The organism is Paenarthrobacter sp. 10L420 (genome assembly GCF_056395385.1).
The window spans coordinates 1-24608 of record NZ_JBFTJK010000002.1; the positions used below are offsets into that span (position 1 = coordinate 1).

Genomic DNA, 24608 nt, shown 5'->3' on the forward strand with positions numbered 1-24608 from the left:
GGTGGGGGATATGGCAGCACAATAAACGCTGCTCACGGTTCAGTCGGTAGGGGTGATCTCCTCCGCGCGTTTCCAGTGCTCCTTCAGAACACCAGCGAGCCGTTCGGGTTCCATCCGGTGTGGGGGATCGAAGTGGTGACGATCCTCAAAGACTTCCACGCGATAGCCCGCGAAAACCCGGGACAGTCGATCTGCGATATCACCGTACTGATCCGGGTTGCTTAGCCCTCCGAGCACGAACAGGACTGGTTTTGCGAATGCGCTGAGCTGCTCGCGGTCTAGGTGATACTTCTCGAAATCACGCAGGAACGCTCGAATTCCAGCAGGTCTGTTGGCCATCCACTGCGGCGGGTCGCCTGCCGGCGGAGGCGGTAGGACGACGTCGGTCCTTACCGACAGCCTCGTGAAGGCCTCCATGAACTGCTTTGGCGGCAGCGATTCGAGTTCTTCAAACTGCTTCCACAATCGGGAGTGTGCCTTGCTCCAAATCCCAATCCGGTTAGGGGAAGTGCCTCGCGGGTGAGGGCGTTGACACCGTGGTTGGGGCCGTGTTTGCCGGTTTCGAGCATCCCGTAGAGGAGGTCCTGGCCGCGGTATCGGCGCGGTGCTTTGGGGACAGTTAAGACGTCGTGGCCGCCCGTGTCAGTCGGCGACGGGGCGACGTTTGTGGGGGGAGGACGCGGCAAGGCGAACTATGAAGGGTCCGACGCTAACTTCCGAGAATGCGGGCCTTCTCTTCGTCGAATTCGTCCTGTGTGAGAATGCCAGAGTCCCGAAGTTTGCCGAGCTTTGCGAGCTGCTCCAGACGAGATTCACTGGGTACATCCAGGGTAGGGCTTGATTTCTCGTTTACAACTTCCGTAGCCCGGATCATCGCCGTGATGAGCGAACTCCAAGTGCGGGCCTCTTGATTTGCTCGCTCATGGTACTGACTTCCGCGCGGCGCCGCGGCGGTCAGGAAATCTACGTCAATGACAGGTTTTGTGGGTTCTTCGAGTTCGATCCGAAGTGTTACTCGCTGGACCAGATCCTCAGAATGTTGACGGGCGCCGAGTCCTCCGATAATTGCCCCAGCCGGCCCCGCCAGTTTATTGCCCACGTAGGCCGCGCCGATCTGGCGCCCGCGATTTGCGTGAGTAATGGACCGTTGATCTTCGTAAACAGTCACCGACATGATCTTCCGAGCGCCAACAAATTTGGCTGAATAGCCGGGTGCTTCCGCGTACGCCAGCTGATTTGATGTGGGGTCCAAAGCGATTGCCAATAACGCATCGGCATGCCATCGCTTCTTTTCAAACCCGGCTCTGTCTGCCATGGCCGCATCGAAGCTCCCGAGCGCATCAATTCGCTCCGCTCTGGTCTTTTTCCGTGCTCGTGCCTGTCCAACTTTGAATACCACGAATACCGCAAGGATCAGGAGGATGATGGTCATTTCCACGGGCAGGCTCCAGTTTGTGCGTTCTTATTGCGGTAAGTATCACAAGAATTACATCACGGGTCTGCGGTTGTCAGGGTGCTCGAGGTGTCCCCTCAGGTACGGCGCCGCGCGCCGAAAGGGGCCAGTTATTTCGTCGCGATAGAGGTCACCGGGTCGTCGCTTTCGAAGCGACAGTAGCCCAGCCCGTGGAATGCTGGCACCTTGGTCTCGGTGCAGCGTCTACAGGCAGCAACGATGTTTCGGAGCGAAGTTACTCCACATGGACCACGGATCGAAATGATCTCTGTGTTCTGCGAAGGGGGTGCGACGGGGCCGTTGACTCGTCTCAAGCTCACATTGCTGATGCTGGCTGCCTTCCCTCTCGTCGCTGATACCGAGCAAATGGACGCTGCGGATCACGACGACTAACGGGCGCATGTCTGCAAGACGGCAGCTACGACTAGAAATACCGCAATTCATGCTGCCGGCAGCCCGATGGCAATCCAGAAGCAGCGAACTATTTCTTACAGGGCGCCCGATGAACGAGTCAGTGAGCCCCTGCAACGCCTGCAACACCAGCACCGAGCCGATCACCGGCGCCGGAACCGAAGGCCGACCGCGCCGCGACGGAAAGAGATCCTCCATCATTGAATCCGGAAACAGGCGCCCCCGATATTTGGCCAGAAAAGCGAGACGCTGGCCGGAGCCATCAGCTCTCCGGCCAGCGCCTCCACGTCCAAATACCCGCGTTGCGCGTCCTCGCGTCCCTGCCTAAGACCGGTCTTGACCACCAAGCCCGCCAGTCCAGCCGACGTGCCCCATCCGTGACTAATTCAGCAGTCTCCTAGGTGGAGGTTGTGGCCGCCATCGGTGCCGGAGAGCAGGGGATGCAGGCGAAATGGACGGCGGGAGAGGAATGCCTCAAAGGTCAGCGTGTTGATGCCGAAGTCAGGGCTTACCTGCCCATTTGACGATCCCGAAGAGGATGTCCTGGCTGCGGAATCGACTGGGTGCCTCGAGACAGGGTAGGCGGCGAGGCGGACCTCGCGCCCCCGGAGTGAGGAGGGGATGGCTGAGGCGTCACAAAGCCGATGGTTCTGTGTCGTCCACTCATTCGCACATGGGTGGTGCTAGATATGTAGATGGTCGTCGTGAGGTCTCGCGACTTTGGCGCATTTTGGTTGCGCTGACTGAGCAGAAGTCGGAGTTAGTAGATGTCCTGTCTTGATCACCGCAGATCTGTGTCGCCATATGGGAGGGACTGCGCGTGAGCCATTCTCAGTGGCACCAATTCATGGAGTTTGGTGCGCTGTTCTCCAGGACTGTGGATCTGGACGCCGAGGAGTACACGCCCAAACTCGCAGTTGCCGAGCGGCTCCGCAGCACCAGAGATGTTTTCCTACAGCGGCATCCGCAATGGTTCGAAGCGCTTCGTCGGGACATCGCCTCATCGAACCTGATGAATCGATACTTCATGATGCGACTGGTCGATGTGGGCAGGACGCACTTAGACGACCTGTGGCAAGTGGTTGCCCTACTTTGGGAAGCTGACTTGGACGCCGACCGCATCGACCAGTTCGCGGCCGCCCTCCGTCCATTCAATCAGGAGCAGTTCTCAGTTGGCGGCATGGTTGGATTCGCCTCGCTACTTTTGATGGGTCGTGACCCGTACAGCTACCCTCCGTATCGGGCACAGGCAGTCAAAAAGTATCTCAAACTGGTTGGGTGGGACGATCGGGGAGTCAACGGAGATCCTGCGCAGCGATACCAGCTTCTGCTGGAGTCGCTTGACGAGATTCTGAGACTAGCCCCGGAATACGGCATCCAGCTCCGCGACCGTTTGGATGCACAGGGCCTGATGTGGACCGTGATGAACGTAGATCCAACGGGTGAGTGGCCAGCTGCTGACGCCACAGCATTCCGGACATGGAGAGGCGACAAAGTGGATTCTGGTAACGACGGCTCCGGCAATGCCGTGCACATCGAAACCTCAGCGCGATTGATCATCAGCGCGGGACTTCGCGGGCAAGCGTCGCCTATGGATGGGCGTACAGTCACTTGGACGGCCGAGGCAGCTGCTGACCTAGCCAACCGACAGAACACTACGCAGGTTGATCCTGGCTCCTTCATGTCGAAGCTGGAGCGTCAGCTGGCCGGCGCCGCCAGGGAGACCATTCTGCTGGCGGCCGAACTGGTTTACCTCCAGGTCTTTCCATTAGAAAACGTGATGGCCGCGACGAAGATCGCCCGGGTGCAGAAAGTCCTATCGTGGGTCCCGGAGGCCGACGTTGAGCTGTCAGAGGAACTGCGTGAGGGCCTTCAAGCGAAGGGGGCCTTCAACGGGGGAGTGGGCTTCAACATTCAAGTCGCAGACCACGTAGGCTGGCTTAGCCGCTTTGCGGAATACGTGACTGAACAGCCTGAAAGCATCATAAACAGGGCCCTCGCTGACCCTTGGGCGTTCATTGGCCTTACCCAGTTGGTGCCCAAGGACTGGCCAACAATCCGTTACAGCATCGAGTTCTTGGCGTGGCCGGATCATCTTCAGCCTGTGGTCAGCAGAGATCACAGGATCAAAATCCGGAACGCTTTCGCAGGAATTATCGGAGGGCCCTCGGGCGATTCCGAGCTCGACATTGCCAAGGACCTGCTCGACATTCGGAAGGCCCAGCAGGGCGACTCGGATGAATTCATCGAATGGTACGACGAACCGTACTTGAGCGAGTGGCAGCCTTCGAGCGATGAAGCCGGGCGTCGAGCCTGGCTGGTTCGCCAGAACCAAGGCGGCATTGCGATGGTCGATTCCTGGTTCAGAGATGACTTTGTCTCTCTAAGGGCTCAGCACCTCGGTTCTCCTGCTCCCCGAAGCAATTTCGACCAGATACAGGCCGCGGTAAGTGCTGGATACCAACACATCGACTATGCAGAACGAAAAGTTCGGGCCCAGGAGTTCTACCGTTTCCTCACCCAGATGAAAGTCGATGACCTCCTTCTGACGGCATTCGAAAGCAACCTCTACCTGGGTGTCATTACCGGCGAAGCCGAATACGCCGACGACGAGACTTCCCGCCTCCGACGCCAGGTTTCTTGGCGGCAGGAACCCCTCTCGAATGATGACCTTCCTGCACCGATGCCGCGACTGTTGGAGGAACAAGGATCAGTCATTGACCTGACGGATGGACTCTCAATCATTAGTTCGTGGTTCGAAGCCGAACCAGCAGTGAGCGGATCCGAACAGGAACCGACCGCGTCGCCGCAGGCCGCCGTGGTACCTCAACTGCGGGAGGCTACCGCCGATGTGGCAACCAAGCTACATGTTCGGCGCGATGACGTTCAGGAAGTCATTCGCCTGCTTCAGACGCGTCAGCAGATCGTTTTCTATGGCCCTCCGGGGACGGGCAAGACTTACTTGGCGGGCAAGATTGCACGATTCCTCGCAGGGGAGGAACACAGAGACCACGTCAAGACGGTGCAGTTTCATCCGTCGTACGCGTACGAGGACTTCTTCGAGGGCTACCGTCCGGCAAAGTCCGACGGCGACAACGTGGGCTTCAGTCTCGAACCCGGGCCTTTGCGCCGAATCGCCGCTGAGGCGTCGCTGGACGGGAACCGAGACAAGCCCTATTTCCTGATCATCGACGAGATGAACCGCGGAAATTTGGCAAAGATCTTTGGTGAGCTGTATTTCCTTCTGGAGTACCGCGACCAAGGCATCAACCTTCAATACAACCCGCAGCAGACTTTCGTGCTGCCGCCGAATTTATTCATCATTGGCACGATGAATACGTCTGACCGCTCCATCGCAATGGTTGACGCCGCGATTCGTCGCCGGTTCGCATTCGTGGAACTTCATCCGCAGGAGGGCATGATCTCCGGCATGCTTGAGCGCTTCCTGGAGACGACCGGGCAACCATCCTTGCGCGCTGAACTCTTGAATGCCCTGAACAGTGAAATCGAGGCGACGAACCGCGACTTGATGATTGGTCCGTCGTACTTCATGAAGGCGCATGCTGAAACGGATCAGGGCTTGGCTGAAATTTGGAAGTACGAGCTGCTGCCGTTGCTGGAGGAGCAATATTTCGGGCGGATGAGCCGGGACAAGGTCCGTGAGAAGTTTGGCCTTGCGGCTATTCGGCGTAAGGCCGGGGCCCACGTCAGTCCGGCTAGGTCTGCCCTTGTTTTTGAATCGGACGACGAAGCCAGAGACTGATGCCGACCGAGATCATCCTCGACGAGCTGCAGGGATACCCGGAGCCCGTTGAGCTGGACCGCGAGGTGGCCGCCACGCTACGGGACACTGGCTTGGTGTCTGTTGTCCCGGCGTATGGCGGTGCTTGGACTATCCTTCCGGCAGGCAAGGTCGGGGCAGTCCAGATTGATGACCTGCTCGTGAGGGTGAAGCCCAAGGAAAAGGTGGGCCTCAGCAGGTTGCTCTTTCTACTAGGCTACGCTGCCGATCCAGGGTTTCGTCCCGAGACCGTATCAGGCCTTGAGGACAGCGATCTCTTTGCTGCGCTGGGTGAGTCGCTCGCACGGCACGGTGAACGAGCGCTGGAACGTGGTCCGCTCAACGGCTATGTGCATGTGGAAGAATCGCTGCGGACAGTCAGGGGACGCATCCGAGTCGGCGACCAAATGACCCGGCGTCCAGGACTGCTTCTTCCCCTGGAAGTCTCCTATGACGACTACACCTCTGATGTTGCAGAAAACCGGATCCTCCGGGCTGCACTTCGGATGATGATGCACGTTCCCCGGCTCCCTGACCGGCTTCTCGGGCGACTTGCTCATTTGGATTCGAAACTGGACGGCGTTTTGGCTTTGAGCCTTGGGGCGCCGCTGCCGGCGTGGACAGAATCCAGAATCAACGAGCACTATGTGCCGGCATTGAGGTTGTCCGAGATCATCCTTCGGACCATGTCTGCCGAAGCCGGAACGGGTCACCGTGCAGTCGCGTCCTTCGTGGTGAACATGGCCACGGTGTTTGAGGACTTCGTGGGAACGGCACTGACAGAAGCGCTGGATCCTTATCCCGGACTGACTGAGTGGCAATACGAAGCGTTCATGGACGAGGCAGAGCCTGGCTATCCGAGTGGGGACAGGGTGCGGATGTTTGTGGATGTGGTGCACTCTGTCCGAGGCCGGCCGACGATGATCTTTGATGCGAAGTACAAAGCGGCGTCAGTAAGCGGCGCATATCCAAATGCGGACCACTACCAAATGCTCGCATACTGCACGGCACTTGGGGTGTCGCGTGCCTGGCTTGTCTATGCCGGGCGAGGAGAGCCACGTGTTCGCCGGATTCGGAACGCGGGTACGTCGGTGGTGGAGTTTCCGCTGGATCTTTCCCGGGAGCCGGAGGCGCTGTTGGCGCGGGTGGGGGAGCTTGCGTCAAGTGCGTACGGAAGCTGGTTCCGGATGAATGCCATGGCAGGTGTGGAGCAGCTGTGAATGGCACGCACCCGGAACACGCGAGCAGCGCTAAGATGCAGATCGACTGCGGCGGATGTCAAAAATGACTAATACAATCACGGATACGGCTACCAGCATGCTCAGCACCTGGACTAATGAGGGGTAGTACCCGCTCTGTACCGCGAATCCGAATAGACCACACGCTGCGCTGATAGCCACCAGCGATGGCACGACTTTCCCGCGACGCCGGTGTTTTGCTAGCAAGATGATGCCACAGACGAAACTGCCCCACATGCAAATGAACCACAATGTCATAAGCATCAAGTCATCAGCCTCTGGTTGATTGTAGTAGGAGAAGCGCGTTGTGGTTACAAAATAGAAAAGAGTCACCCACAGGGAAAGGACTATGGAGATGATTCCTGCGGCTACACGATACCCAGAAGATGCGGGTTTTACGGGTGCCAGTCGATAGGCCCATCCCGCTGGTGGCAGCGGTTGTTGAGGGGGAAAGCTCTGGTGCCCAAGCTGCTGTCCAGCCGCGGGAGGAGTGTCTTCAGGTGAAAGGGTCATTAGCTTCCTTAAGGGTGCAACGGTTTTGGAGACCAATGCAGAATATTCCTTAGAAGCTGCCCAAGAAAATTAGCCGATACATGAATCATTTTTAGATTTCACATTTGACATGTGGTTCTGATTGGAATCATATGATGCCCGAAGCGGGCTCTATCGAACACTGTGAAAATCCAGGGCTCTTCTGAATTCAATCGCGTAGATTATGTCGTTAGGCCTCGGACCTAGTTTGGCACTTCCTCCGGTCACTTTAGCCTTGCGTCGACTGAGGGGTGGCGATTCTTGCGATGTGTTGGGCCGGGCCGTCGCTGAAGGGTGAGGTGACCGTCGTCGGTTCCTCCGAGCGGCCTCGGAGCTGTCCGAGCCGAAGCAGCGTTTGGGGTCGTATCCTTTTGCGCCGAGCACTCAGGGGCGACGGCGCGTTCGTCGATGCATGGTTGCACGTCACATGTTGACTGTGCCCCCTCATCGGCACGATAAATAAACGCTATTCATTTCTATCGTTTCCGTTGGTGAGCGTCCTCCATCGAGTGCTCATGAGCCACGCCAGCACTTCAGGATCGCGGGAACCCCGCAGGTCCACTCGCAGCTTTGGAGTTTCGGCATCGCGAAGCTTCGTTAGTAACCCTGCATGACGACTTAGGATCCCCATGACCCCCAACGTTTGAAACAGATACACCGGCATGCGGGAAGCCTGGGGGAGCCAATTCCCGGGCAGATCGCAAACCAGGGTTGGCGCCGTGTTCTCGGCGTTCCTTCACTGGTATTGCTGGGTCTGGTCTACATGGTGCCGCTGACGATCTTCAGCACGTACGGCATCGTGGTGGAGCTGACGGGTGGGCGCCTTTCGGCAGCCTACCCCGTGACGCTGGTGGTAATGCTCTTCACCGCGCGTTCCTATGGGCGGATGGCGCAAGCTTTCCCGTTCGGGGGATCGGCATACACCTATGCGACGCGGTCGTTTGGGTCCGGGCTTGGACTTATGGCTGGATGGTCGCTGCTGCTGGATTATCTGCTTCTGCCGATGATCAACTACCTGCTCATCGGCATCTAGATGAAAGCGGTCTTCCCGGCCATGCCGGCGTGGGTGTTCATGATTGTTTCGATCTTGGCCGTGACCGTGCTGAACATCCTGGGAATTACGGCCGTCGCTAGGGCCAACTTCGTGACGTCCCAGGCWTCYGTTTCGCGAATTATTCAYTCGATGGGTCGGAGTGGGGTGTTCCCTGCTGCACTTGGGCGACTCCATCCTCGATTCCGCACACCCGTGCTCCCTGTTCTCTTGACATCAGCCGTCTCGCTTCTGGCCTTCGCACTGAATCTCCTGACAATCTCGTCGCTGATCAGCTTCGGGGCGCTGGTCGCGTTCTCGGTCGTCAACCTGGCAGTGATCAAGCACTACTTCCTTGACGAGAAGGTACGTGGAGCTCGCGAGTTAATTCACAACCTAGTGCTGCCAGGAATTGGTTTTGCCCTGACGGCGTGGCTGTGGACGAGCCTGGGCGGGTTGTCGTTCACTTTCGGACTTGCATGGGCGGGCGTTGGGTTGATTTACCTGGCTTTCCTGACCCGCGGGTTCCGGAAGCCGGCGCCGCAGTTGGAGCTCAAGGAAGTCTAGAGACCCCTGCTATCGCCGAACATTTGGTCAGGTCACGGCGGCAGATGGGGGTCGCCGTCGTCAATGTTCTCCGTTGGCCGTTGCCTCGCAAGGCATCCTGTGGAAGCCTCGGAGTGATCCCGTCGCCGGGGTGACGACGGGCAGACGAGAAGGAGCCCGGCATGGGACTCATCCACATCGACCTGTTCACCACGCTCGACGGCGTCGCGCAGGCGCCGGGGGGACCTGAGGAAGATCCGGAGGGTAGTTTCGCGTTTGGAGGCTGGCAGGCGCCTCTGTTCGACGACGCGGTGGGCGAACAGGTCGAATCCGGGATGGTAGGGATGGACGCCCTGCTTCTTGGACGCCGTACGTACGACATTTTTGCCGGGTACTGGCCGCACCAGGACGGAGGCATAGCGGAGCTGTTCAACCGCATCCCTAAATACGTGGCCTCGCGCCAGGCGCTGAACCTTGAGTGGGATGGCTCGTCTCAGCTCGGTCCTGATGTGGTGGCTGCCTTGCACGAACTGCGCGACAAGCATGAGCACATACACGTCATCGGCAGTCTCGACTTCGTGCAGACCCTGTTCGCAGAGCGGCTCTTCGATCGGCTCACGCTTTGGGTGTATCCGATCCTCCTCGGTGGCGGGAAGAAGGTCTTCGCCGATGGGGTGGTTCCGACGAACCTACGACTCATCGAGCCGGTGGTCGCCTCGCCGAAAGGTGCCGTGATGCAGCGCTACGCGTTGGTTGAGGGGACGCCTGGGGTGGGGGATATGGCAGCACAATAAACGCTGCTCACGGTTCAGTCGGTAGGGGTGATCTCCTCCGCGCGTTTCCAGTGCTCCTTCAGAACACCAGCGAGCCGTTCGGGTTCCATCCGGTGTGGGGGATCGAAGTGGTGACGATCCTCAATTCAGAGCGTTCAGGCAGAATCATCTGATTGGACCATGTTGTCCACTCCTGATCCATCACAACGAAAGCGAGTCTGTGTGGGCCTCTTCAAAAAGAAGCAGCGTGAGCAGGAACCAGTCGATGAGGACCTGACCTTCTTCACCATGTCCAAGGCACAAGAGTTCCGGGTCATGGCACGTGAAGTTTTCGCTGAATTGGGCTACGAAGTACAGATCAATCCGGATCATGCCACTGACTCTGCCGGCCGCGGATACGGGTTCTGGAATGTCGCAGCGAACTGTCATAACGCTCCGGAATCACAGTGGCGTGAGATCATCCGCCAGCACCTCCAGTCTGTGCTGGCAAGCTTCGAAGCACCTGATCCTTTTGACGAGCTCACGCCGGAAGAAGTGTCGAGCCAGACCTACGCACGTCTTTACGAGGAAGCAGGCATTCCAAGCCTTGACGGCTACCCTCACAGCGAATTTGCGCCAGGTGTTGTTGAGATGCTGGCCCTCGATCTTCCGGACACGGTGGCTGTGTTCAATCGTGAGCATGCCAGCAAGTTCGGCGGCTGGGAGGCGCTCCGGACGCAGGGCCTAGCGAACCTTCGTGCTTTGGGCAACGAACAAGTCGAAACAATCCCTACGCAGGGAGGCGGGTCTTTTTCGGCGTTGTTGGGCGATTCGGTCTACACAGCCGGCAAGGCCCTGCTGTTGCCTGGACTTGCTACAGAACTTACCGGCAAGTCGCCTCGTCAGGACTTGGGGTGGCTGATGAGCATTCCAAACCGACACCAGCTGGTCTGGCACTTCATCGAAGATGACAGCGTGGTCCCCGCCCTTGAAGGCATGGTGCGGTTCACGGCCATGGGATACAGCGATGCACCGGGCCCGGTGAGTCCACATGTTTATTGGTGGAACGGCACCGGGTACGAGCAACTGACCCAGCTGTCCGAGGAGGACGGCAGCCTTTCTATTCACATCAGCCCTGAATTCCATGCAGTCCTCGAAGCGGCGACGTCCGGCGCCTGACAGCGTCAAACCGCACTACTGCGAGCAAACCAAAACGGTGTGCTTGAACACTGCCGGAGTATGCCCTTCTCCGCCATCTAACAGGGTGTACCTACCGCGGCAGGCTGTCGCTTGCCCGCACGGCGTCCAGCAGGTCCATATCAATTGCCGTTGTGCAGAATCGAAGGAAGCTCCAAGGTCACACATTCGATCTTTCGTCTACATTTGGTGACGCCGCTGGCTATGTGCTCATTGTTCCCTTTTGCAAGTTAGACCGACCAGCCTCATGACGGCTTCGGCATGGGGTTGAGCGAGTAGCGCGGAGCGGGCTTGACGCAAGAGGGTGGCAGTTACTGGCAAACCCCATAGACCTGATTGTTACTCGTGCAGTTGCGGGCTACAGGCTCGCTTCCGCCAATATCTCGGACATGCCAACCTCCAGCACCTCGGCTAGGCCGGCCAGCGTCGAGATCCGGGGATTGGACGGACCCACAGAGTCTTTTCGCCCTGAAGATCGAGCGCTCTCGATCAGTTGAAGTTGGTTTTTCGTAACTCCGGCGCGGAAGGCCAGTGACTCCTGGCTGAGTCCTCGCTCTTCGCGCAGTCGTCTAAGCGTCGCGCCCAAACGCCTCGCCTCTTCTTCGCTCCATCCCACGATCCAATGATCTAAATCAGGCCCGAAATAAGACACCCTTTATAAAAGGTCTGATATATATGGTCAAGGAAGGGATTCTTTAGAAGGTTCCTCCTCCATTGCGAAAGGTGCCCCACGTACATGAATCCCGATAGAAGAGTCTCTCGTGCAACGTTCAGTCCCTGGAAAGGAACGCTTCCGCTGCTGCTCGCCACGGTTCTGCTGACGAGCTGTAGCAGTGGCCCCGTGCCGAAAAATGAACCGAGCGAGACTCCCAGCAGCGTGTACCAGTTCGAGACCCCGAGATATGGGGCCAAGGATAGGCTCACGGTCAAGATTCCGCAGGCCCTGAAAGACGTTGCCCCTGAATCCACCGACCTTCCCTTCACCTCCGTGGAGGTTACCTCTCATGAGCTGAATTCTGCGCGGTATTGTGCCGTGGATCTGGAAATTGATTGGCCCGAGGGTGCTGTCGATCAAGTGAAGAATCCTGACATCGCAATCCTGAAGAACGGGGATCTTAAGACAGACGTGGAGAGGGTTAGCAGTTACCTCACGGGCCAACCATTCAAAACTGACAGCGGGAAAATGAGTAGCATCGCTTTGTCGATCGATGACCTGAAGACGTCCGAACCGCAGCCAGGTTCTTACGCTGCCGCAGACTTTGGAACGCTGACTCTGGTGCGGGAGTGCGCAAAGTCGCCGACCGATGACAATGCGACTTTCGAATTTAACTTTCGAACCCTTGCCGACTCCGTGACCCTCGGCGCCTTCGCATCCTTCAAAATGACTGTGATGAAGGGCGGCAACCTGACCATAGTCGACCGGGAGATCGCAGATTACGAGCTGGACTCGAATGGTACCTGGCTCGCGGATTAGCGAGAGCCGAAAGCACTCGTGGTTGACCTGGTGGTCGCCTCGCCGAAGGGTGCCGTGATGCAGCGCTACCCTTTGGTTGAGGGGACGCCTGCGGTGGGGGATATGTCGGCGGACTAGACCTGCTCCCGATTCAGTCGATGGGGCTGCTCTTCTCCGCGTGCTTCCAGTGTTCCCTCAAGACGGCGGCGATCCGTTCGGGTTCGATCCGGTGCGGGGGATCGAAGTGGTGACGATCCTCAAACACCTCCACTCGATAATCCCCGAAAACCCTGGACAGTCGATCCGCGATATCCCCGTACTGGTCCGGATTGCTTAGCCCTCCGAGCACGTACAGGACTGGCCTGGCGAACGACCTGAGTTGGTCGCGGTCCAGGTGGTATTTCTCGAAATCACGCAGGAACGCATTGATTCCTGCGGGTCGCTTTGCCATCCACGACGGCGGGTCACCCGCCGGCGGAGGCGGAAGGACGACGTCGGGCCTTACCGACAGCCTCGTGAAGGCCTCCATGAACTGCTTTGGCGGCAGCGATTCGAGTTTTTCCATCCGCTCCCAGAATCGGGAGTGTGCCTTGCTCCAATCCCAGTCTCCCGCCCAGGCAGGTTCCAAGAGGGTCAGGCTGAGCAGGCGCTCGGGGTGCTTGGCGGCGAAGGCGAGGGCTGCCGCTCCGCCACCCGAGTAGCCGACCAGGTGGAACGTGTCCCATTGTTTGGCGTCTGCCTCGCGGAGGACTCCATCGACCTCGGTATCAAGCGACCAATCGGGTGGTGGCTCGTCGGCCTCATAGAGGTCCAGGTCCTTCGCAAACGCGTCCACGTCAGGGCCCAGCGCTTTTATGAGGTCGGTGTAGGCGGGCGCAGCAGGAAGGACGCTGCCTGGAAGGAAGAACGCGCGGATTGCTCCCATGGGTGAACCATACGCTTGGGGAGGGGTGAGGGGGAGAGGCCTGCTCAGGCCCCAGCGATCCTGCCCGCCACATACTCCGCGTCCAGGCCCACTCCGCCGACGATCGACGAGTAGTGCCGCGTGAGCCAGGGCAGGCCCACCGTGTACAGGCCAGCTTGTTCCATGACGCCTCGCGAGTGCTTCGGGTAGCCCCATTCATCCAGCACGGGAATGTCGATGAAGCTCAGGTCGAGCTTGTAGCCGGTTGCCCACAGGACGGATCTGATGTTCGCGTCGGCAAGGTTCAGCTTGGCCGGTTCGGCGGGCAGCCAGTCGTCCTCGGGCTCCGATGGTTGCTCGGGTGCTTCGATGCCTGCGGCCGCGATGTATGCCTCGATCGCGCGTCCAGAACGCTGGGCGAAGGTGGACTCGACTGTTGCGAGGCGTTCGGGGAGGTCGTCGCTGAAGGTGATGACGCCGTCGTCGATGTTTTCCAAATGCCCGTGCAAGTGCATGCCGCGGCGGCCGAGCTCGCGGAGGTGGATGTTGTGGCCGCCGTCTGTACCGGAGAGCAGCGGGTTGCAGGCGAAACGGGCCGCGGGAGAGGGGAGTCCCTCGCGGGTGAGGGCGTTGATGCCGTAGTCCGGCCCGTGCTTGCCAACTTCCAGCAGCCAATAGATGAGGTCGTGGCCGCGGTAACGGCGCGGCGCTTCAGGACACGTGGAGACGGCGAGGTGTACTTCACGACCGGCCGCGTGCAGTTCCTCGGCGATCTGCCCACCCGACTGCCCGGTCCCGACAATCAGCACAGCGCCATCGGGCAGCTGCTGGGGGTTGCGGTACTCGTGCGTGTGGAGCTGGAAAATGTTCTGCGGGAGGTTGCCCGCAACGGCGGGAAGCTTGGGTACCTGATAGGCGCCCGTCGCCAGGACGACGTTGCGTGCCTGCATGTGCCCGAGCGACGTCTCGATGGTGAACCCATCCCCGGCGGCTGCCAGCCGGGTAACCTCGACGCCGGTGCGAACCGGAGCGTTGATCACTTCCGCGTACTTTCTGAAGAGATTCACAGCAGCGATCCGCGGTATGAACGCGTCCGGTTCTTCACCGGAATACGGCATCCCCGGCAGGCTCAGCGCGAGGTTCGGCGTGTTCATGTAGAACCCGTCCCACCGGTCCTGGAACGCACCTCCCAGAGAGTCTCGCCGTTCCAGGATTTGATGCTCGACGCCGGCCTGGGTCAGCCAGTAGCTCATGGCGAGTCCTGCTTGGCCTGCGCCGATGATGACCGTGTTTATCGGTTCAGTTCTCATCTCCGGCGCCCTCTGCTTTGACTCCAGTGATTGCGCACTGGGGCGGTTTGCTTGCGCAGGTTCAACCGTGTTCGGGATGGACGGATAGCTCCCATGGCTGAACTGTACGCCTCTGGGCTCTACCCAGGGAGACCCACGTTCGCTGTATCTGATTGAAGTCGCTGCAGGTTCGGGTATGGATTCTCATCGACTCTGCGACGGCGTCACGGCCTGCAAGGCAAGCTCGACCAGGCGTGGCATCTTGGTTGCGCCATCCACAGTTCTCGGCTCGCGGAGATGCCCAGCAAGGGTCAGATCAACCAAGCCATGTACCGTCGCCCACACGAGGGCCGTGATCTCGCGGACATCGCCCGAAACTACATAGCCGTCCAGCTGTCCCTTCGAGACCAGCGCGTACAAATAGTCCGTGCAGGCGGTTGCGGCGTTTTCAAGATCGCGACTCGGATTACCAATCTGGAAGTCGCCGAATACAAGGCGGTAATGGGCAGGGCGCCCCATTGCGCCTTCTGTGTAACCGAGCAGGGCGCCCCAAAGCGGGGTGCGATCACCCACACCAGACGCAGCTCCTAAACGCATCTGCTCGCCCAGATAATCAAGATTCTCTGCTGCAACAGCGCTTAGGAGATCGTCTTTATCTATGAAATGTCGATATGCGGCCGTGCGGGACAAACCCGCTTGAGCGCCGACGGCCCGCAAAGTCACTGCATCGGGGCCACCCTGGGTCAGCAAATCACTTGCGGCCGCCAATAGTCTCGATCGAGTTTCGTTGGGCAAAGAGTCCATGGACAACCATCCTACCTACGGCAATGCGGCTTGATTGTTGACGAGTTGACACTGTCAACAGCAATTGTTTACTCTGTTGACATTGTCAACAGAGAGTTGGCTCTCGTGGCTGATTCGCACTCAAGGACACATGTCCGTCCGCAAATGAGCCCGGGGAAGAAAGAAGGAACAAACATGAAATCCGAAGATCTAGCCGCAGCGTACTTCGAAGTCTGGATGACTACCGATGATGATCGTCGCCACGAGTTGGCCAGCCAGGTCTTTACGGAGAGTGCCGTCCACTATGCGGTCCCCGCGAATGTGCAATTCCGTGGAGTCGAAGCGATTGAGAGCAACATCAAGCGCGTAAATACGGAGAACATCCAAGGGAACGGACTTTCTTTCACGTCCGGTCACGTGACCCCTAACCACAACACATTGCAGCTCGAATGGTCAGTCGAAACCCCCTCTGGGCAGACGGTCGCCACTGGTCGTGACTTCCTTCTTATTAACGACGACGGACGCGTCCAGGCTCTCTACATGTTCAACGGCGCCTGATTCGGCCGGAGCAAGAAGTGATCTAATTCAGGCCTCCCGAAACGGGCAGACCGTTTCGGGAGGTGTGGATTGGCTGCCGGTGGTCACCTGACGTCGGGTTTTGGCCGTCAGATCAGAGGATTTTGGACAGTCGTGTGCACTCTTCCCACAGCCGCTTCCGGGCGTCGGGATCAGAGCCCATGCCCGGCGTCGGCAGTTCCTTGCGTTTCGCCCAGAGCTTGCCGGACACCGCCGCAGCCTCTGGCGAGGTGGCCAGCCACACAGCCGTATCGGCTGCCTTCTCTGCGGGCTTGCCGAAGGTATTTGTCATCCAGCGGAATGGTCCGCCAACGTCCTGCAGAAGAGCGGTGTGCTTGACGAGGCCCGGGTGCACTGCGTTGACGACGATGTTGGATCCGCGAAGCCGCTCCGCGAACTCCTGCGTCAACAGAACACGACCGAGCATTGTTGGTGGGGTAGAGCGGAGGTAGCTGTAGTTGCCTTTCTCAGTTTGAAGGTCATCGAAATCGATCTTTGTCACCGAGGGGCCGCCCGAATATTTGGAAGCGATGTTGACGATCCGCGACGGCTGCCCCTCATCTCTGCTCGCGCCGCGCTTGAGCGCGTCCAGGAGCAGATTCGTAAGAAGGAAGTAGCCCATCACGTTGGTGGCGAACGTGACCTCAAGGCCATCCGTGGTCACGTGGCGTTCCTTGCGGAAAACGCCGGCCGCGTTGACGAGCACGTGAAGTTCGTCGTGGCGGGAAAGGAACTTGTCCACCGCTGAGCGAATCGACGCTTGGTTTGAGAGATCGCAGGCAAGAGGCTCCAAGGTTGCGCCCGGGACCGCCGCCTGGATCTCGCGCAAAGCCTCTTCGGCCCGAGCTTCTGTCCGTCCAACCACGACGACGGTCGCACCTTCGCGTGCCAGTGCAGTGGCGATGGCCTTGGCAAGACCACCCGTAGCGCCGGTTACCAGCGCTGTTCGTCCATTCATCGAGGGCATGGCTTGATCTCAGCACGAAACGGACTGTTTGGCGAGGGTATTTAGTTCTTGGAAGGCCGTGCTTTCGGTTTCTTCGCTGGGAGCCCAGCCACGTAGTCGAAGGCTCTGGCCACCCATGGTTCGGCCTTCTCGGCGTCATCGTTCCAAGCTTCGGGAAGACCCGTGTATCCGCCCATGGGACGTTCTTCAGGGCCGAAGGGTTGAGTCTCGTGATCAGCCTCGAGCTCGGCCTTGTCGGCCTCGGAAAGACGGACGCCGATGGTTGGGCCGAAGAGCCCCGCAAACATGTTGCCATTCACAAAGGCGCCAAGATTGCCGAACATCGGCTTGACGATTACATCCGGATGATCGGGCAGCACAGACCGGAAGCGTTCCTTATCGGCGTCCGAGGGCTTGGGCATCTGCACTTGCTTGTCCTCCTAGGTTGTCCCTCCAAGCCCAACTGTACGCAGAGCATGACGACCAGTCCGCAAGCCGCCGTAATGCCCATTCCCAGCCAATCAATTCCTGCTCCAGCCGAACTCTGTCCCCATAGCTGCCTCCCTGCAATCCCTCGTAGACGTGCGCTTCCTCAGGTGTCAGTCGACTCAACACAGCACGAGAAGGAGTTGCCTCCACGCTCCACGCATCCCGGTGTGCCAGGAGGGTTTCCTCGTCCATCAGTACGCTCGACACATGGGGATGGACTGAACGCAGTTGATCCAGGATGCGGAAACCGTGGGTGTCCAAGTCACCCCAGTACAGGACCTCACAGTCCTGCAGCCATGCCGCATCCCGGAGGGATGAGAAGCCGTAGCCGGCCCCGAAGATGGCCAGCGTGTCTGGCCGATCCGGGAGGGATAGGAAGTTCACGAGATTCTCGGTGATGATCACCGTGCTCACCGGAAGCCTGAGGGACTCGAACCCGGAAGCCGTCACCGTGATGTCCCGGGCATCGCCCAGCAAGGGGATCGCCGAATCCAATACACGGAAGCGAACCTGCTCCGGCTGGTGGAGGAAGCCGTGACGCTCCGCGAAGCGTGCAGCCGATGTCCGGGCAGCTGATCGTCCCAGCAAGGGATCATCGGGAGCCGAAGACTCAGCCACGTCAAGCAGCTCGTCGTCATGCGCCTCGACGGTGGGTGTATCCGAGCCCTCCGCGGGCACCAGCGTCCCCACCATCTCATCGATTGTCCGGCGGTGCGTCTCCACGAACTTCGTGTGAACCCCAGGCAGGCTCAACTGCCGCACATAAACACCAGGGGAGGGGTGGTCGCGGAGCCACAGCGCCACTCGTGCAGCAGTCAATGCCGCGTCGCCCAGCTCCAACAAAGCAAGTGGTCGCTTCAAAGCCCACGCCTCAAGAGCGGGATCAAGAGCTACAAGCGAAGAAGCAAGCGACCGGAAACGCTCCAACTCCCGCGACTTACCAACAAACGCAACCTCGTCCTCCACCGAATCAAACACGGCCACGGCGGGAAGTTGGTTTGACCCGATAGTGGTACGGCCGACGTCGACCGTTTCCAGACTGTACCGCCCACTGGCGGCGAACAGCTCGGCAGCCCATTCGCGGGCGGCAGCATAATCGTCCCGCAGTTCTGTTGCGGATGGTCGCTTCAACGCGCGACGCCGCGGATACAAGTCAGTCGGTTCCAGAGCCTCGCGCAGCAGTTGTCCACGGTCCCATGCGGTTGCAGACAGCGATCGCAGCCCCGCCAACGTCGTCCAAGGACGAGCAAGAGCAGACTTAGCCGGCACGCTTCTCCCGTTCTTCTCGGTACTCAGTGATGGTCATGTTGCGAAGCTGTGAGTCGTTGCCGTTAGTGTTGGCGACGAAGCCCACGTGTGCCACAAACGGCTCGATGACGTTGATCTTCTGAAGTGGAGTGACGATCAGCAGCTGCAGTTTCATCCGCTGGAACAACTCCATCCCGTAGCGTGCGGACTCGTCAGAGCCACGACCAAACGCCTCGTCGATCACCACAAACCTGAAGCTCCTCCCCTTGGCAGGGCCGCCTGCGCCGGAGCGTGAGGCACCTTTAACAGAAGCCAATCCAAACTGGAACGCCAAGGCAGCCGCAAGGATCGTGTACGCAAGCTTCTCTTTCTGTCCGCCCGACTTACCGCCCGAATCCGTGAAGTGCTCAAACTCCTCGCCCGTCTCGGTCCACTTCTCCGATGCCGAGAACGTAAACCAGTTCCGCACGTCCGTCACCTTGGACGTCCAGCGCTCGTCCAGGGTGGTGAACCCTTCACGACCACGGAAACGCTCGATCAGCCGTTCCACCTGCAGGTACTTCTGCTCTGAGTACTGATCATCATCGCCAATGGTGCCCTCGGAACAAGCCCTCAGGTCGATCCCGAACTGCCGCACATCCAGGTCCGTGGAGTTCTGATGCTCCAGCTGGATGTGCCTGCCCGGGTTGTACTCGATCTCCGCCAAGGACAGGTTGATCTCGCTGATGCGGTTCACGATGTCCTGGCGCCGGCTGTCCAGGAATGCATTGAACGCCACCACTTCATGGATGGTGTTCTGCGTCAGCGAGTCCTTGAAACGCGCCTCGAACCTGGGAAGGTCATCGCGCTCCAGCTGTTCGAGGAGCCTGTTGAACTCCTCCGCAGCCTCCAGCGTGGCGTCAATGTCCGTGGTCTCGTTCGGATACTTGTTGCGGAAGTCCGCCATGAGCCGCACTGTGGAAGCCGCAGCCGTCGCGATCTTTTTGGTCAACGCGTCAATCCTTCCGGTCAGACCGGAACGGACCGAACTCTCCGTAGAAACGGTATTCCGGTACGTGAGCGACTTTTGACCGAGTGTCTCGGCGGTGAGCCGCGCTACGGCAGCCAGTACGTCGCCGTCATCCGTTAGCGGTTGTTCCTGCAAGGTCAGGCGACATTCCTCGATCACCGTTGCGATGTCCCGGGCGTCCTTGTCGTTGGCCCCAATCCGCTCGCGAACCTTGTCGGAGCGCTCTTGAAGCTTCTCGATCCTGGCAACGACCTCAGACTCCTTGATCGTCAGCTGCTGCAGCACACTGCTCGCCTGCTGGAGTTGCAGCTTCTCATCCTTGAGCTCCTGGACCCGGCGAGCGGTCACCTGCCAGCTGATCTCTGAAAACTCGGTCACAGACCCAACATTGCCCAGTAAGCGGTTCAGCCGGGCAGCGTCACCCAGCGACGCGTCGACCTTCGCCAGCTGGGTCCCGACACTGCGGTGCTTGCCGTCAACATCGTCCCGCTCAGCCCGAATCCGCACGATCTTCTCGTGGTTGTCCCAGCCAAGGACAAACGTCCGCCGGTCCGTCAGGCCAGTGCGGTCGTCCTTCTCATGCCTTCCCCGCGAGCCCTTCAACTGACCATTGACAGTCAGCGCCTTGGGATGCCTGCGGAAGTCCTCCATGGTGTCGCAGCAGACATAATCGAACCTGGTGCTGAGCTCATCCAGAAGGAAATCGCGGAACGGCGTGCCCTGCTTGATTGCAATCTTCGCGCCCAGCGTGCCGGGTGCGGGAGGCCGTTGCGGGTACGAGTCACCAATCCGCCGGTACACCAGCTTGCCCTTGAGATCATTCGCGTCCACCCATGAGCTCACCGCAGCATAGTGCTCAGCGGACACCAGCAGTTGGAGCGCAAAGCTCCTCAGTGTACGTTCAGCCGCGCCCTCCCACTCGGCCTCGCCGTCACGGACGCGCAACAGTTCGGCAGCGTAGGGGAGTGCCGACTCGGCAATGCCCGTGCCCTCGCAAATACGACGCCTCAGCTCCAACTGCAGACGAGCCAGCAAAGTCTGCCTGGAGCCAAGGCTGGCAAGTTCCGCGTCCAGGTCCTCCCTGCGCGCTGCCAGCTCCCTGAGCTCCGAATGCAAAGCCGTACGACGGTCCTGCAACTCCACCGCCTGGGTGGCAAGGTCCTGCTCAACCTGGCTCAAGCGTTGCCGGTTAGCGTCGAACAGCACCCGGTCTTCAGGAGTGTTCAATCCAAGTTCGACGGCGGCACTTGTGTACTGCTCGAAGCGCTTGCGTTGCGATTGGAGCGCCTCTTCAAGCTGCGCCACTTCCGAGTCGATGGCAGCAAGCCTGCCGCCACCGCTGGTCCGAATGTCCTCTTGCACGATCGCGAGTTCGTGCCGCAGCCGGGCAATGTCCGAGGTCAGCTGGGTGCTGTCTTCGCGGAGCTTGTGTCCCGTCCGCTCCAGCTCGTCCTGATGTTCCAGGCTCAGCGTCAACTGCTGATCCGTGAACCAGGGATGTAGTTGATCCCTTTGCTTGCGTGCCTGGTTTTCCTCGGCGCTGAGCTTCTGGTGCGTGGCGGCGCCTTCCCGGATCGGCTTCAGCAGCTCGATCTGGTCCTTGGCCCGGACTACGGCTTCGTGCGCTTTCTTGAGATCGTCGAAGTGCCCGATCAGCTTGCTGATCCTCGCTTCGACGTCATCGTCTTCCAGCATGTTGGTCCGGACGAAGTGGGTGATGTTCTCCACTTGCTTCATGGAAACCGTGCGGTGGAACAGCTCCATGGCCTGATTGCCGCTGATGCCAAAGTGGCGCTTGAATGCGGCCGCATATGGATCGAAAGTGTCGTGAACGCTTATGCCCTCAGCGCGCAGCTTCTTCTTCAGCTTCGCCGGATCTTGGCCGAAGTTGGAGAAGTCCTCAGCGATGGACTGCTCCTTCTCAGCCAGGGAGTAGAAGCGCGTTGGCTGCCCGGCTTCCTGCATCATCCAGAGGGTGATGGCCAGCGTCACGGTCTTGTTCAGCACAGCGTTGTGGAAGACGCCGAGGACCACTGACAACGTGCCGGGCGGCCGCAGCGCCACGGGCTTGGAGTACTCGCCGCCAGTGCTCCGGGTGCTCTTATGGAAGCCCCTCACATAGGACATCAGCGTGCGTTCCCGCTTTTGCGCGCCTGCGGCCTTGTTGTACTCGATGCGGTTGGCCGGCAGAAGGAGCGTCGTTATCGCGTCCACCACGGTCGACTTTCCCGAACCGATATCGCCGGTCAGCAGGCTGTTGGCGCCATCCAAACGGAACGTCCGCACGCCGCCGTGGAACGTGCCCCAGTTCAGCAGCTCCAAACGTTGAAGTCGGAACCCGGGCGGCAGGCCGCCGTCGTGCGCCGTTTCTGCTGTTTCATCGATGCTGAACAGCGTGTCCTGAACGTCAGTGGTCATGGTCACTTGCTTCCGGTGAGAGAGTCACGATAGTCAGCCAACCGCGCGTCGAACTCTTCCAGCCACTGCGCGTCCACGTAAGCCTTCAAAATGCGCATCACCTCATACGTTTCCGTTTCGCCCTTCAATCTCCGCAGGAAACCGAGTTCCACAACCTTCTTGACGTTGGTCCCCAGCCGGTCCAGGATCCGGGCCTCATTGCTGGACTCGGGCAGGAAAACTGAGACCATGTCCTTGATTTCGGCCTCGGACATGATCAGCCGGAGCTCGCTGCTGTTGGTATCAAACTCGAGCATCCGCTTCCGGAGGAGGGCGAGCAGCAGGCTGACGTCGAACGTGAGTTGCCTTCGGGGGATGAGTCGGGGGAGCGTGCCCTCAGGATCCTCGCGCGACTTCAGAAAGGCGTAGCCCTCCGACTCGTCCAGGATCAGGTTGAGCCCAAGCACCGCCACATAATCCCTGACCTGCGACGTGAGCGTGATTAGCGACTGCCAGATCTTCTGATCAGCCTCCGCATACACCACACCTTTGAAGAGCCTGGTCACGACGGCGGGCAGTTCCTCGGGGGTGCTTGCTGTTTCGGTTGTCATGCCGGCCTCACGAAGATGATCTGGTCAATGGTTGCCTCTTTTAGCGTGCCATCCGGGAGCTGCCACTGGAGGTTCTGGGTTGTTTCCGCATCGATAGTGGCCCAGTCCGACTCGACCGCCAGCTGGTAATACTGCACCAGTTCCGCGAGGCCCTGGGTCAATGGATGTGCGGCGGTGATGTCTGCGAGCGTTGCCTGGTCCGCGTGTTCAAGGACGTCGTCGATGTTCGACTTCAAACGCTCCCTGTCTACGTGGAATTGGCTGAACAGCGGGCTCGCATCCAGGTCCTGATCATCCGCGGTGACCACCTCGTCCATCACCATCACGCGGCTGCCAGGCTCGTAAAGCGGACGCTCGAACGGCAATGCAACGTCCACGGACGGTGCGTCGATCTCCATAAAAACGTTCGACGGCGGGTGGTCCCGTGTGTCCAGTGCAGCCGCCTCAACGCTTCGGATCAGTTGCATGATGCGTTTGTTCTCGAGGAAGACTTTGTCGTCCAGGAGCCTGCGCATCTGCTGGGAAAGCTGCCTCACTGTGCTCTGTGTCTGTTCAACCGCCGGTAACCAATCCTGATGGAGGTTGGTGATGGTGTGGAGGTTGTCTGCCTGCGCCAAAGCCTCGATCTGAGTGGCTCGCTGGAGGAGATCGTTCAGTTCGTTCCGCAGTTGGGGAGACATGAGGTAGTCCCAGAAGCCCTGGAACGTGCGGCCTTGGAGGGAGCTGCCGATGTCCTGCTGATTGGCGAAGATCGTGTCCAGAAGTTCGCCTTGGCTGCCGTCCCACGTGGCGATCTGCTCGCGGACTTGGCGGTCCAGTTTTCGGAAGTTCTGTTCGACCTCCCGGAAATCGGAGAGCAAGTCCTTGGCCAACGCCGTGAGCTGCTGGAAGTGGTCCAGAGCCTCGGGGCCGCTCATGACTTTGACGTCGCCCGCGCGGATCCGCTGCATCTCCTTGTCTATCTGGTCTCTTTGCTGCTGCAGTTCCGCAAGCCGCACTTCCGGGTCGGTCTCCGATTGTTGGACCAAGGTTTTCAGGACCGCGAAGATGCTGGTGAGCCTGGATTGCGTGGCCACGAACTCACGGCCTCTGAGGCTCTCCACCCACCTGACGACGTCCTCTGCTGCGGCGGTCAGATCGTAATGCGGCTCGTCCTCACCCGGAACGTAGTACTTGCGCAGCCAAGCCCGCTCCGGAGCTGCCCAGTCGTCAAGATACTCTGATGCGCTACGCGGGAATTTGTCCTCACCGAACGATTCCCGGAGACCGAACAAGACGTCATCCAAAGTATCGATCAGTTGCTGGCGGCCAACGTTGCGCTGGTTAGGGTCTGTGAAAGCGGCCATGAAGAAGTGCAGGGCCAGCGGGGCGTTCTGGGCGCGGAGGAGGGCCCAGCCCGCGTGGTTCTCACGCAGGGAATTTATGGCGTAGAAGTCCACGTGCTCCCTTAAGTCTTCGGGTTTGTACTGGCTGCTGGCCCGGCTCTTGACTCACAGGCTAAGCCAAGACCACGACAATTTTCTTGGTCAGTCCGGCCATCGGATTGATTAATCTGAAGTCGCACTGGCTATCTGCTCAGATCTATGTAAACTTGACGGTGTTGTTGTGTTTGGCATTTGGTAGTTCAGGCAGTCCCCGTGATCCATCTGGATCGCGACCTTCTGAAGTAACGGTGGAGAACACCCCACACCGGAGACCCGAAAGTCGGGAGAATCTCCACCTTCAGTAAGGACTGAAAAAATGGCTACAGGTACCGTGAAATGGTTCAACTCCGAAAAGGGCTTCGGCTTCATCTCTCCTGAAGATGGCAGCCAGGACGTTTTCGCTCACTACTCTGCGATCAACTCCTCGGGCTACCGCTCCCTCGAAGAGAACCAGAAGGTTTCCTTCGACGTCGAGCAGGGCCCCAAGGGTCCCCAGGCAGTAAACATCCAGGCTATCTAGTCTTCGGATAAACAAAAAAG

The 24608-nt window shown here is 59.3% G+C and carries 20 protein-coding genes and 2 pseudogenes; 8 read left to right on the plus strand and 14 right to left on the minus strand.

Features of this window, described 5'->3' with window-relative positions; genetic code table 11:
• Window positions 1–39: 39 nt before the first annotated feature.
• The 3 genes and pseudogenes from AC1DD5_RS05245 to AC1DD5_RS05255 all read right to left on the minus strand — a co-directional run.
• Window positions 40–465: an alpha/beta fold hydrolase gene (locus tag AC1DD5_RS05245; protein WP_477520750.1), complete on the minus strand. Its 426-nt coding sequence runs from the start codon at window positions 463–465 to the stop codon at window positions 40–42.
• Window positions 466–709: 244 nt separating this feature from the next.
• The gene (locus AC1DD5_RS05250) at window positions 710–1432 is read right to left on the minus strand and encodes an SHOCT domain-containing protein (protein WP_477520951.1); all 723 of its coding nucleotides are present in this window, start codon (window positions 1430–1432) and stop codon (window positions 710–712) included.
• Between the two features lie 528 nt (window positions 1433–1960).
• A pseudogene (locus AC1DD5_RS05255) lies at window positions 1961–2208 on the minus strand (IS5/IS1182 family transposase); the annotation flags it as partial.
• Window positions 2209–2684: 476 nt separating this feature from the next.
• Here AC1DD5_RS05255 and AC1DD5_RS05260 point away from each other — a divergent pair.
• Both AC1DD5_RS05260 and AC1DD5_RS05265 read left to right on the plus strand, forming a co-directional pair.
• Window positions 2685–5627, plus strand: a complete 2943-nt coding sequence (locus AC1DD5_RS05260) for an McrB family protein (RefSeq protein ID WP_477520751.1) — start codon at window positions 2685–2687, stop codon at window positions 5625–5627.
• Window positions 5627–6865, plus strand: coding sequence for an McrC family protein (locus tag AC1DD5_RS05265; RefSeq protein ID WP_477520752.1), 1239 nt, complete (start codon window positions 5627–5629; stop codon window positions 6863–6865). Before AC1DD5_RS05260 ends, AC1DD5_RS05265 begins: the two co-directional genes overlap by 1 nt.
• 30 nt (window positions 6866–6895) lie before the next feature.
• On the opposite strand, the gene AC1DD5_RS05270 is transcribed toward AC1DD5_RS05265, so the two are convergent.
• A complete protein-coding gene (locus AC1DD5_RS05270) occupies window positions 6896–7396 on the minus strand; it encodes a hypothetical protein (RefSeq protein ID WP_477520753.1) in 501 nt (166 codons plus the stop codon).
• 654 nt (window positions 7397–8050) lie between these two features.
• On the opposite strand from AC1DD5_RS05270, the pseudogene AC1DD5_RS05275 reads away from it, so the two are divergent.
• The 3 genes and pseudogenes from AC1DD5_RS05275 to AC1DD5_RS05285 all read left to right on the plus strand — a co-directional run.
• Window positions 8051–9011 (plus strand): annotated as a pseudogene (locus tag AC1DD5_RS05275) (APC family permease); the annotation flags it as partial.
• 161 nt (window positions 9012–9172) lie between these two features.
• Window positions 9173–9784 (plus strand): dihydrofolate reductase family protein, encoded by a 612-nt coding sequence (locus tag AC1DD5_RS05280; protein WP_477520754.1) that lies wholly within the window; start codon window positions 9173–9175, stop codon window positions 9782–9784.
• Window positions 9785–9985: 201 nt separating this feature from the next.
• Window positions 9986–10921 (plus strand): hypothetical protein, encoded by a 936-nt coding sequence (locus AC1DD5_RS05285; protein ID WP_477520755.1) that lies wholly within the window; start codon window positions 9986–9988, stop codon window positions 10919–10921.
• A 376-nt stretch (window positions 10922–11297) separates the two neighbouring features.
• Here the strand turns inward: AC1DD5_RS05285 and AC1DD5_RS05290 are convergent, their stop codons facing one another.
• On the minus strand, window positions 11298–11555 hold the full coding sequence (locus tag AC1DD5_RS05290) for a helix-turn-helix domain-containing protein (RefSeq protein WP_477520756.1): 258 nt from the start codon (window positions 11553–11555) through the stop codon (window positions 11298–11300).
• Between the two features lie 225 nt (window positions 11556–11780).
• Between AC1DD5_RS05290 and AC1DD5_RS05295 the strand changes: the two genes are divergently transcribed.
• Window positions 11781–12413 carry a hypothetical protein gene (locus AC1DD5_RS05295; RefSeq protein ID WP_477520757.1) on the plus strand — a complete coding sequence of 211 codons (633 nt, stop codon included), beginning with the start codon at window positions 11781–11783 and terminating at the stop codon, window positions 12411–12413.
• A gap of 130 nt (window positions 12414–12543) precedes the next feature.
• Here AC1DD5_RS05295 and AC1DD5_RS05300 read toward each other — a convergent pair whose 3' ends face one another.
• From AC1DD5_RS05300 to AC1DD5_RS05310, 3 genes are all read right to left on the minus strand, one after another.
• On the minus strand, window positions 12544–13317 hold the full coding sequence (locus AC1DD5_RS05300; RefSeq protein WP_477520758.1) for an alpha/beta fold hydrolase: 774 nt from the start codon (window positions 13315–13317) through the stop codon (window positions 12544–12546).
• Window positions 13318–13361: 44 nt separating this feature from the next.
• A complete protein-coding gene (locus tag AC1DD5_RS05305) occupies window positions 13362–14606 on the minus strand; it encodes a flavin-containing monooxygenase (RefSeq protein WP_477520759.1) in 1245 nt (414 codons plus the stop codon).
• Between the two features lie 183 nt (window positions 14607–14789).
• A complete protein-coding gene (locus AC1DD5_RS05310) occupies window positions 14790–15389 on the minus strand; it encodes a TetR/AcrR family transcriptional regulator (protein WP_477520760.1) in 600 nt (199 codons plus the stop codon).
• A 174-nt stretch (window positions 15390–15563) separates the two neighbouring features.
• Between AC1DD5_RS05310 and AC1DD5_RS05315 the strand changes: the two genes are divergently transcribed.
• Entirely contained in the window at window positions 15564–15926 is a 363-nt protein-coding gene (locus tag AC1DD5_RS05315) for a hypothetical protein (protein ID WP_477520761.1), read from the plus strand.
• Between the two features lie 112 nt (window positions 15927–16038).
• Here the strand turns inward: AC1DD5_RS05315 and AC1DD5_RS05320 are convergent, their stop codons facing one another.
• The 6 genes from AC1DD5_RS05320 to AC1DD5_RS05345 are packed head-to-tail and all read right to left on the minus strand — an operon-like array spanning window position 16039 to window position 24083.
• A complete protein-coding gene (locus tag AC1DD5_RS05320; RefSeq protein WP_477520762.1) occupies window positions 16039–16911 on the minus strand; it encodes an SDR family NAD(P)-dependent oxidoreductase in 873 nt (290 codons plus the stop codon).
• A gap of 41 nt (window positions 16912–16952) precedes the next feature.
• Window positions 16953–17318 (minus strand): TfoX/Sxy family protein, encoded by a 366-nt coding sequence (locus tag AC1DD5_RS05325; protein ID WP_477520763.1) that lies wholly within the window; start codon window positions 17316–17318, stop codon window positions 16953–16955.
• A complete protein-coding gene (locus AC1DD5_RS05330; protein ID WP_477520764.1) occupies window positions 17287–18648 on the minus strand; it encodes a Wadjet anti-phage system protein JetD domain-containing protein in 1362 nt (453 codons plus the stop codon). Before AC1DD5_RS05330 ends, AC1DD5_RS05325 begins: the two co-directional genes overlap by 32 nt.
• Complete coding sequence (locus AC1DD5_RS05335) at window positions 18638–22054, minus strand: ATP-binding protein (RefSeq protein ID WP_477520765.1); 3417 nt, start codon at window positions 22052–22054, stop codon at window positions 18638–18640. Before AC1DD5_RS05335 ends, AC1DD5_RS05330 begins: the two co-directional genes overlap by 11 nt.
• A 2-nt stretch (window positions 22055–22056) precedes the next feature.
• Complete coding sequence (locus AC1DD5_RS05340) at window positions 22057–22644, minus strand: DUF4194 domain-containing protein (protein WP_477519087.1); 588 nt, start codon at window positions 22642–22644, stop codon at window positions 22057–22059.
• Complete coding sequence (locus tag AC1DD5_RS05345) at window positions 22641–24083, minus strand: DUF3375 domain-containing protein (RefSeq protein ID WP_477520766.1); 1443 nt, start codon at window positions 24081–24083, stop codon at window positions 22641–22643. The genes AC1DD5_RS05340 and AC1DD5_RS05345 overlap by 4 nt, the downstream gene beginning before the upstream one ends.
• 301 nt (window positions 24084–24384) lie before the next feature.
• Between AC1DD5_RS05345 and cspE the strand changes: the two genes are divergently transcribed.
• Window positions 24385–24588, plus strand: a complete 204-nt coding sequence (gene cspE, locus AC1DD5_RS05350) for a transcription antiterminator/RNA stability regulator CspE (protein ID WP_011773907.1) — start codon at window positions 24385–24387, stop codon at window positions 24586–24588.
• Window positions 24589–24608: the final 20 nt, after the last annotated feature.

What these genes read in the sequence shown, in the direction of transcription:
- AC1DD5_RS05300 (WP_477520758.1), bottom strand. Translation starts at nt 13,317, where the DNA reads ATGGGAGCAATCCGCGCGTTCTTCCTTCCAGGCAGCGTCCTTCCTGCT.
- AC1DD5_RS05280 (WP_477520754.1), top strand. Translation starts at nt 9,173, where the DNA reads ATGGGACTCATCCACATCGACCTGTTCACCACGCTCGACGGCGTCGCG.
- AC1DD5_RS05305 (WP_477520759.1), bottom strand. Translation starts at nt 14,606, where the DNA reads ATGAGAACTGAACCGATAAACACGGTCATCATCGGCGCAGGCCAAGCA.
- AC1DD5_RS05265 (WP_477520752.1), top strand. Translation starts at nt 5,627, where the DNA reads ATGCCGACCGAGATCATCCTCGACGAGCTGCAGGGATACCCGGAGCCC.
- AC1DD5_RS05335 (WP_477520765.1), bottom strand. Translation starts at nt 22,054, where the DNA reads ATGACCACTGACGTTCAGGACACGCTGTTCAGCATCGATGAAACAGCA.
- AC1DD5_RS05315 (WP_477520761.1), top strand. Translation starts at nt 15,564, where the DNA reads ATGAAATCCGAAGATCTAGCCGCAGCGTACTTCGAAGTCTGGATGACT.
- AC1DD5_RS05310 (WP_477520760.1), bottom strand. Translation starts at nt 15,389, where the DNA reads ATGGACTCTTTGCCCAACGAAACTCGATCGAGACTATTGGCGGCCGCA.
- AC1DD5_RS05320 (WP_477520762.1), bottom strand. Translation starts at nt 16,911, where the DNA reads ATGCCCTCGATGAATGGACGAACAGCGCTGGTAACCGGCGCTACGGGT.
- AC1DD5_RS05250 (WP_477520951.1), bottom strand. Translation starts at nt 1,432, where the DNA reads ATGACCATCATCCTCCTGATCCTTGCGGTATTCGTGGTATTCAAAGTT.
- AC1DD5_RS05270 (WP_477520753.1), bottom strand. Translation starts at nt 7,396, where the DNA reads ATGACCCTTTCACCTGAAGACACTCCTCCCGCGGCTGGACAGCAGCTT.
- cspE (WP_011773907.1), top strand. Translation starts at nt 24,385, where the DNA reads ATGGCTACAGGTACCGTGAAATGGTTCAACTCCGAAAAGGGCTTCGGC.
- AC1DD5_RS05340 (WP_477519087.1), bottom strand. Translation starts at nt 22,644, where the DNA reads ATGACAACCGAAACAGCAAGCACCCCCGAGGAACTGCCCGCCGTCGTG.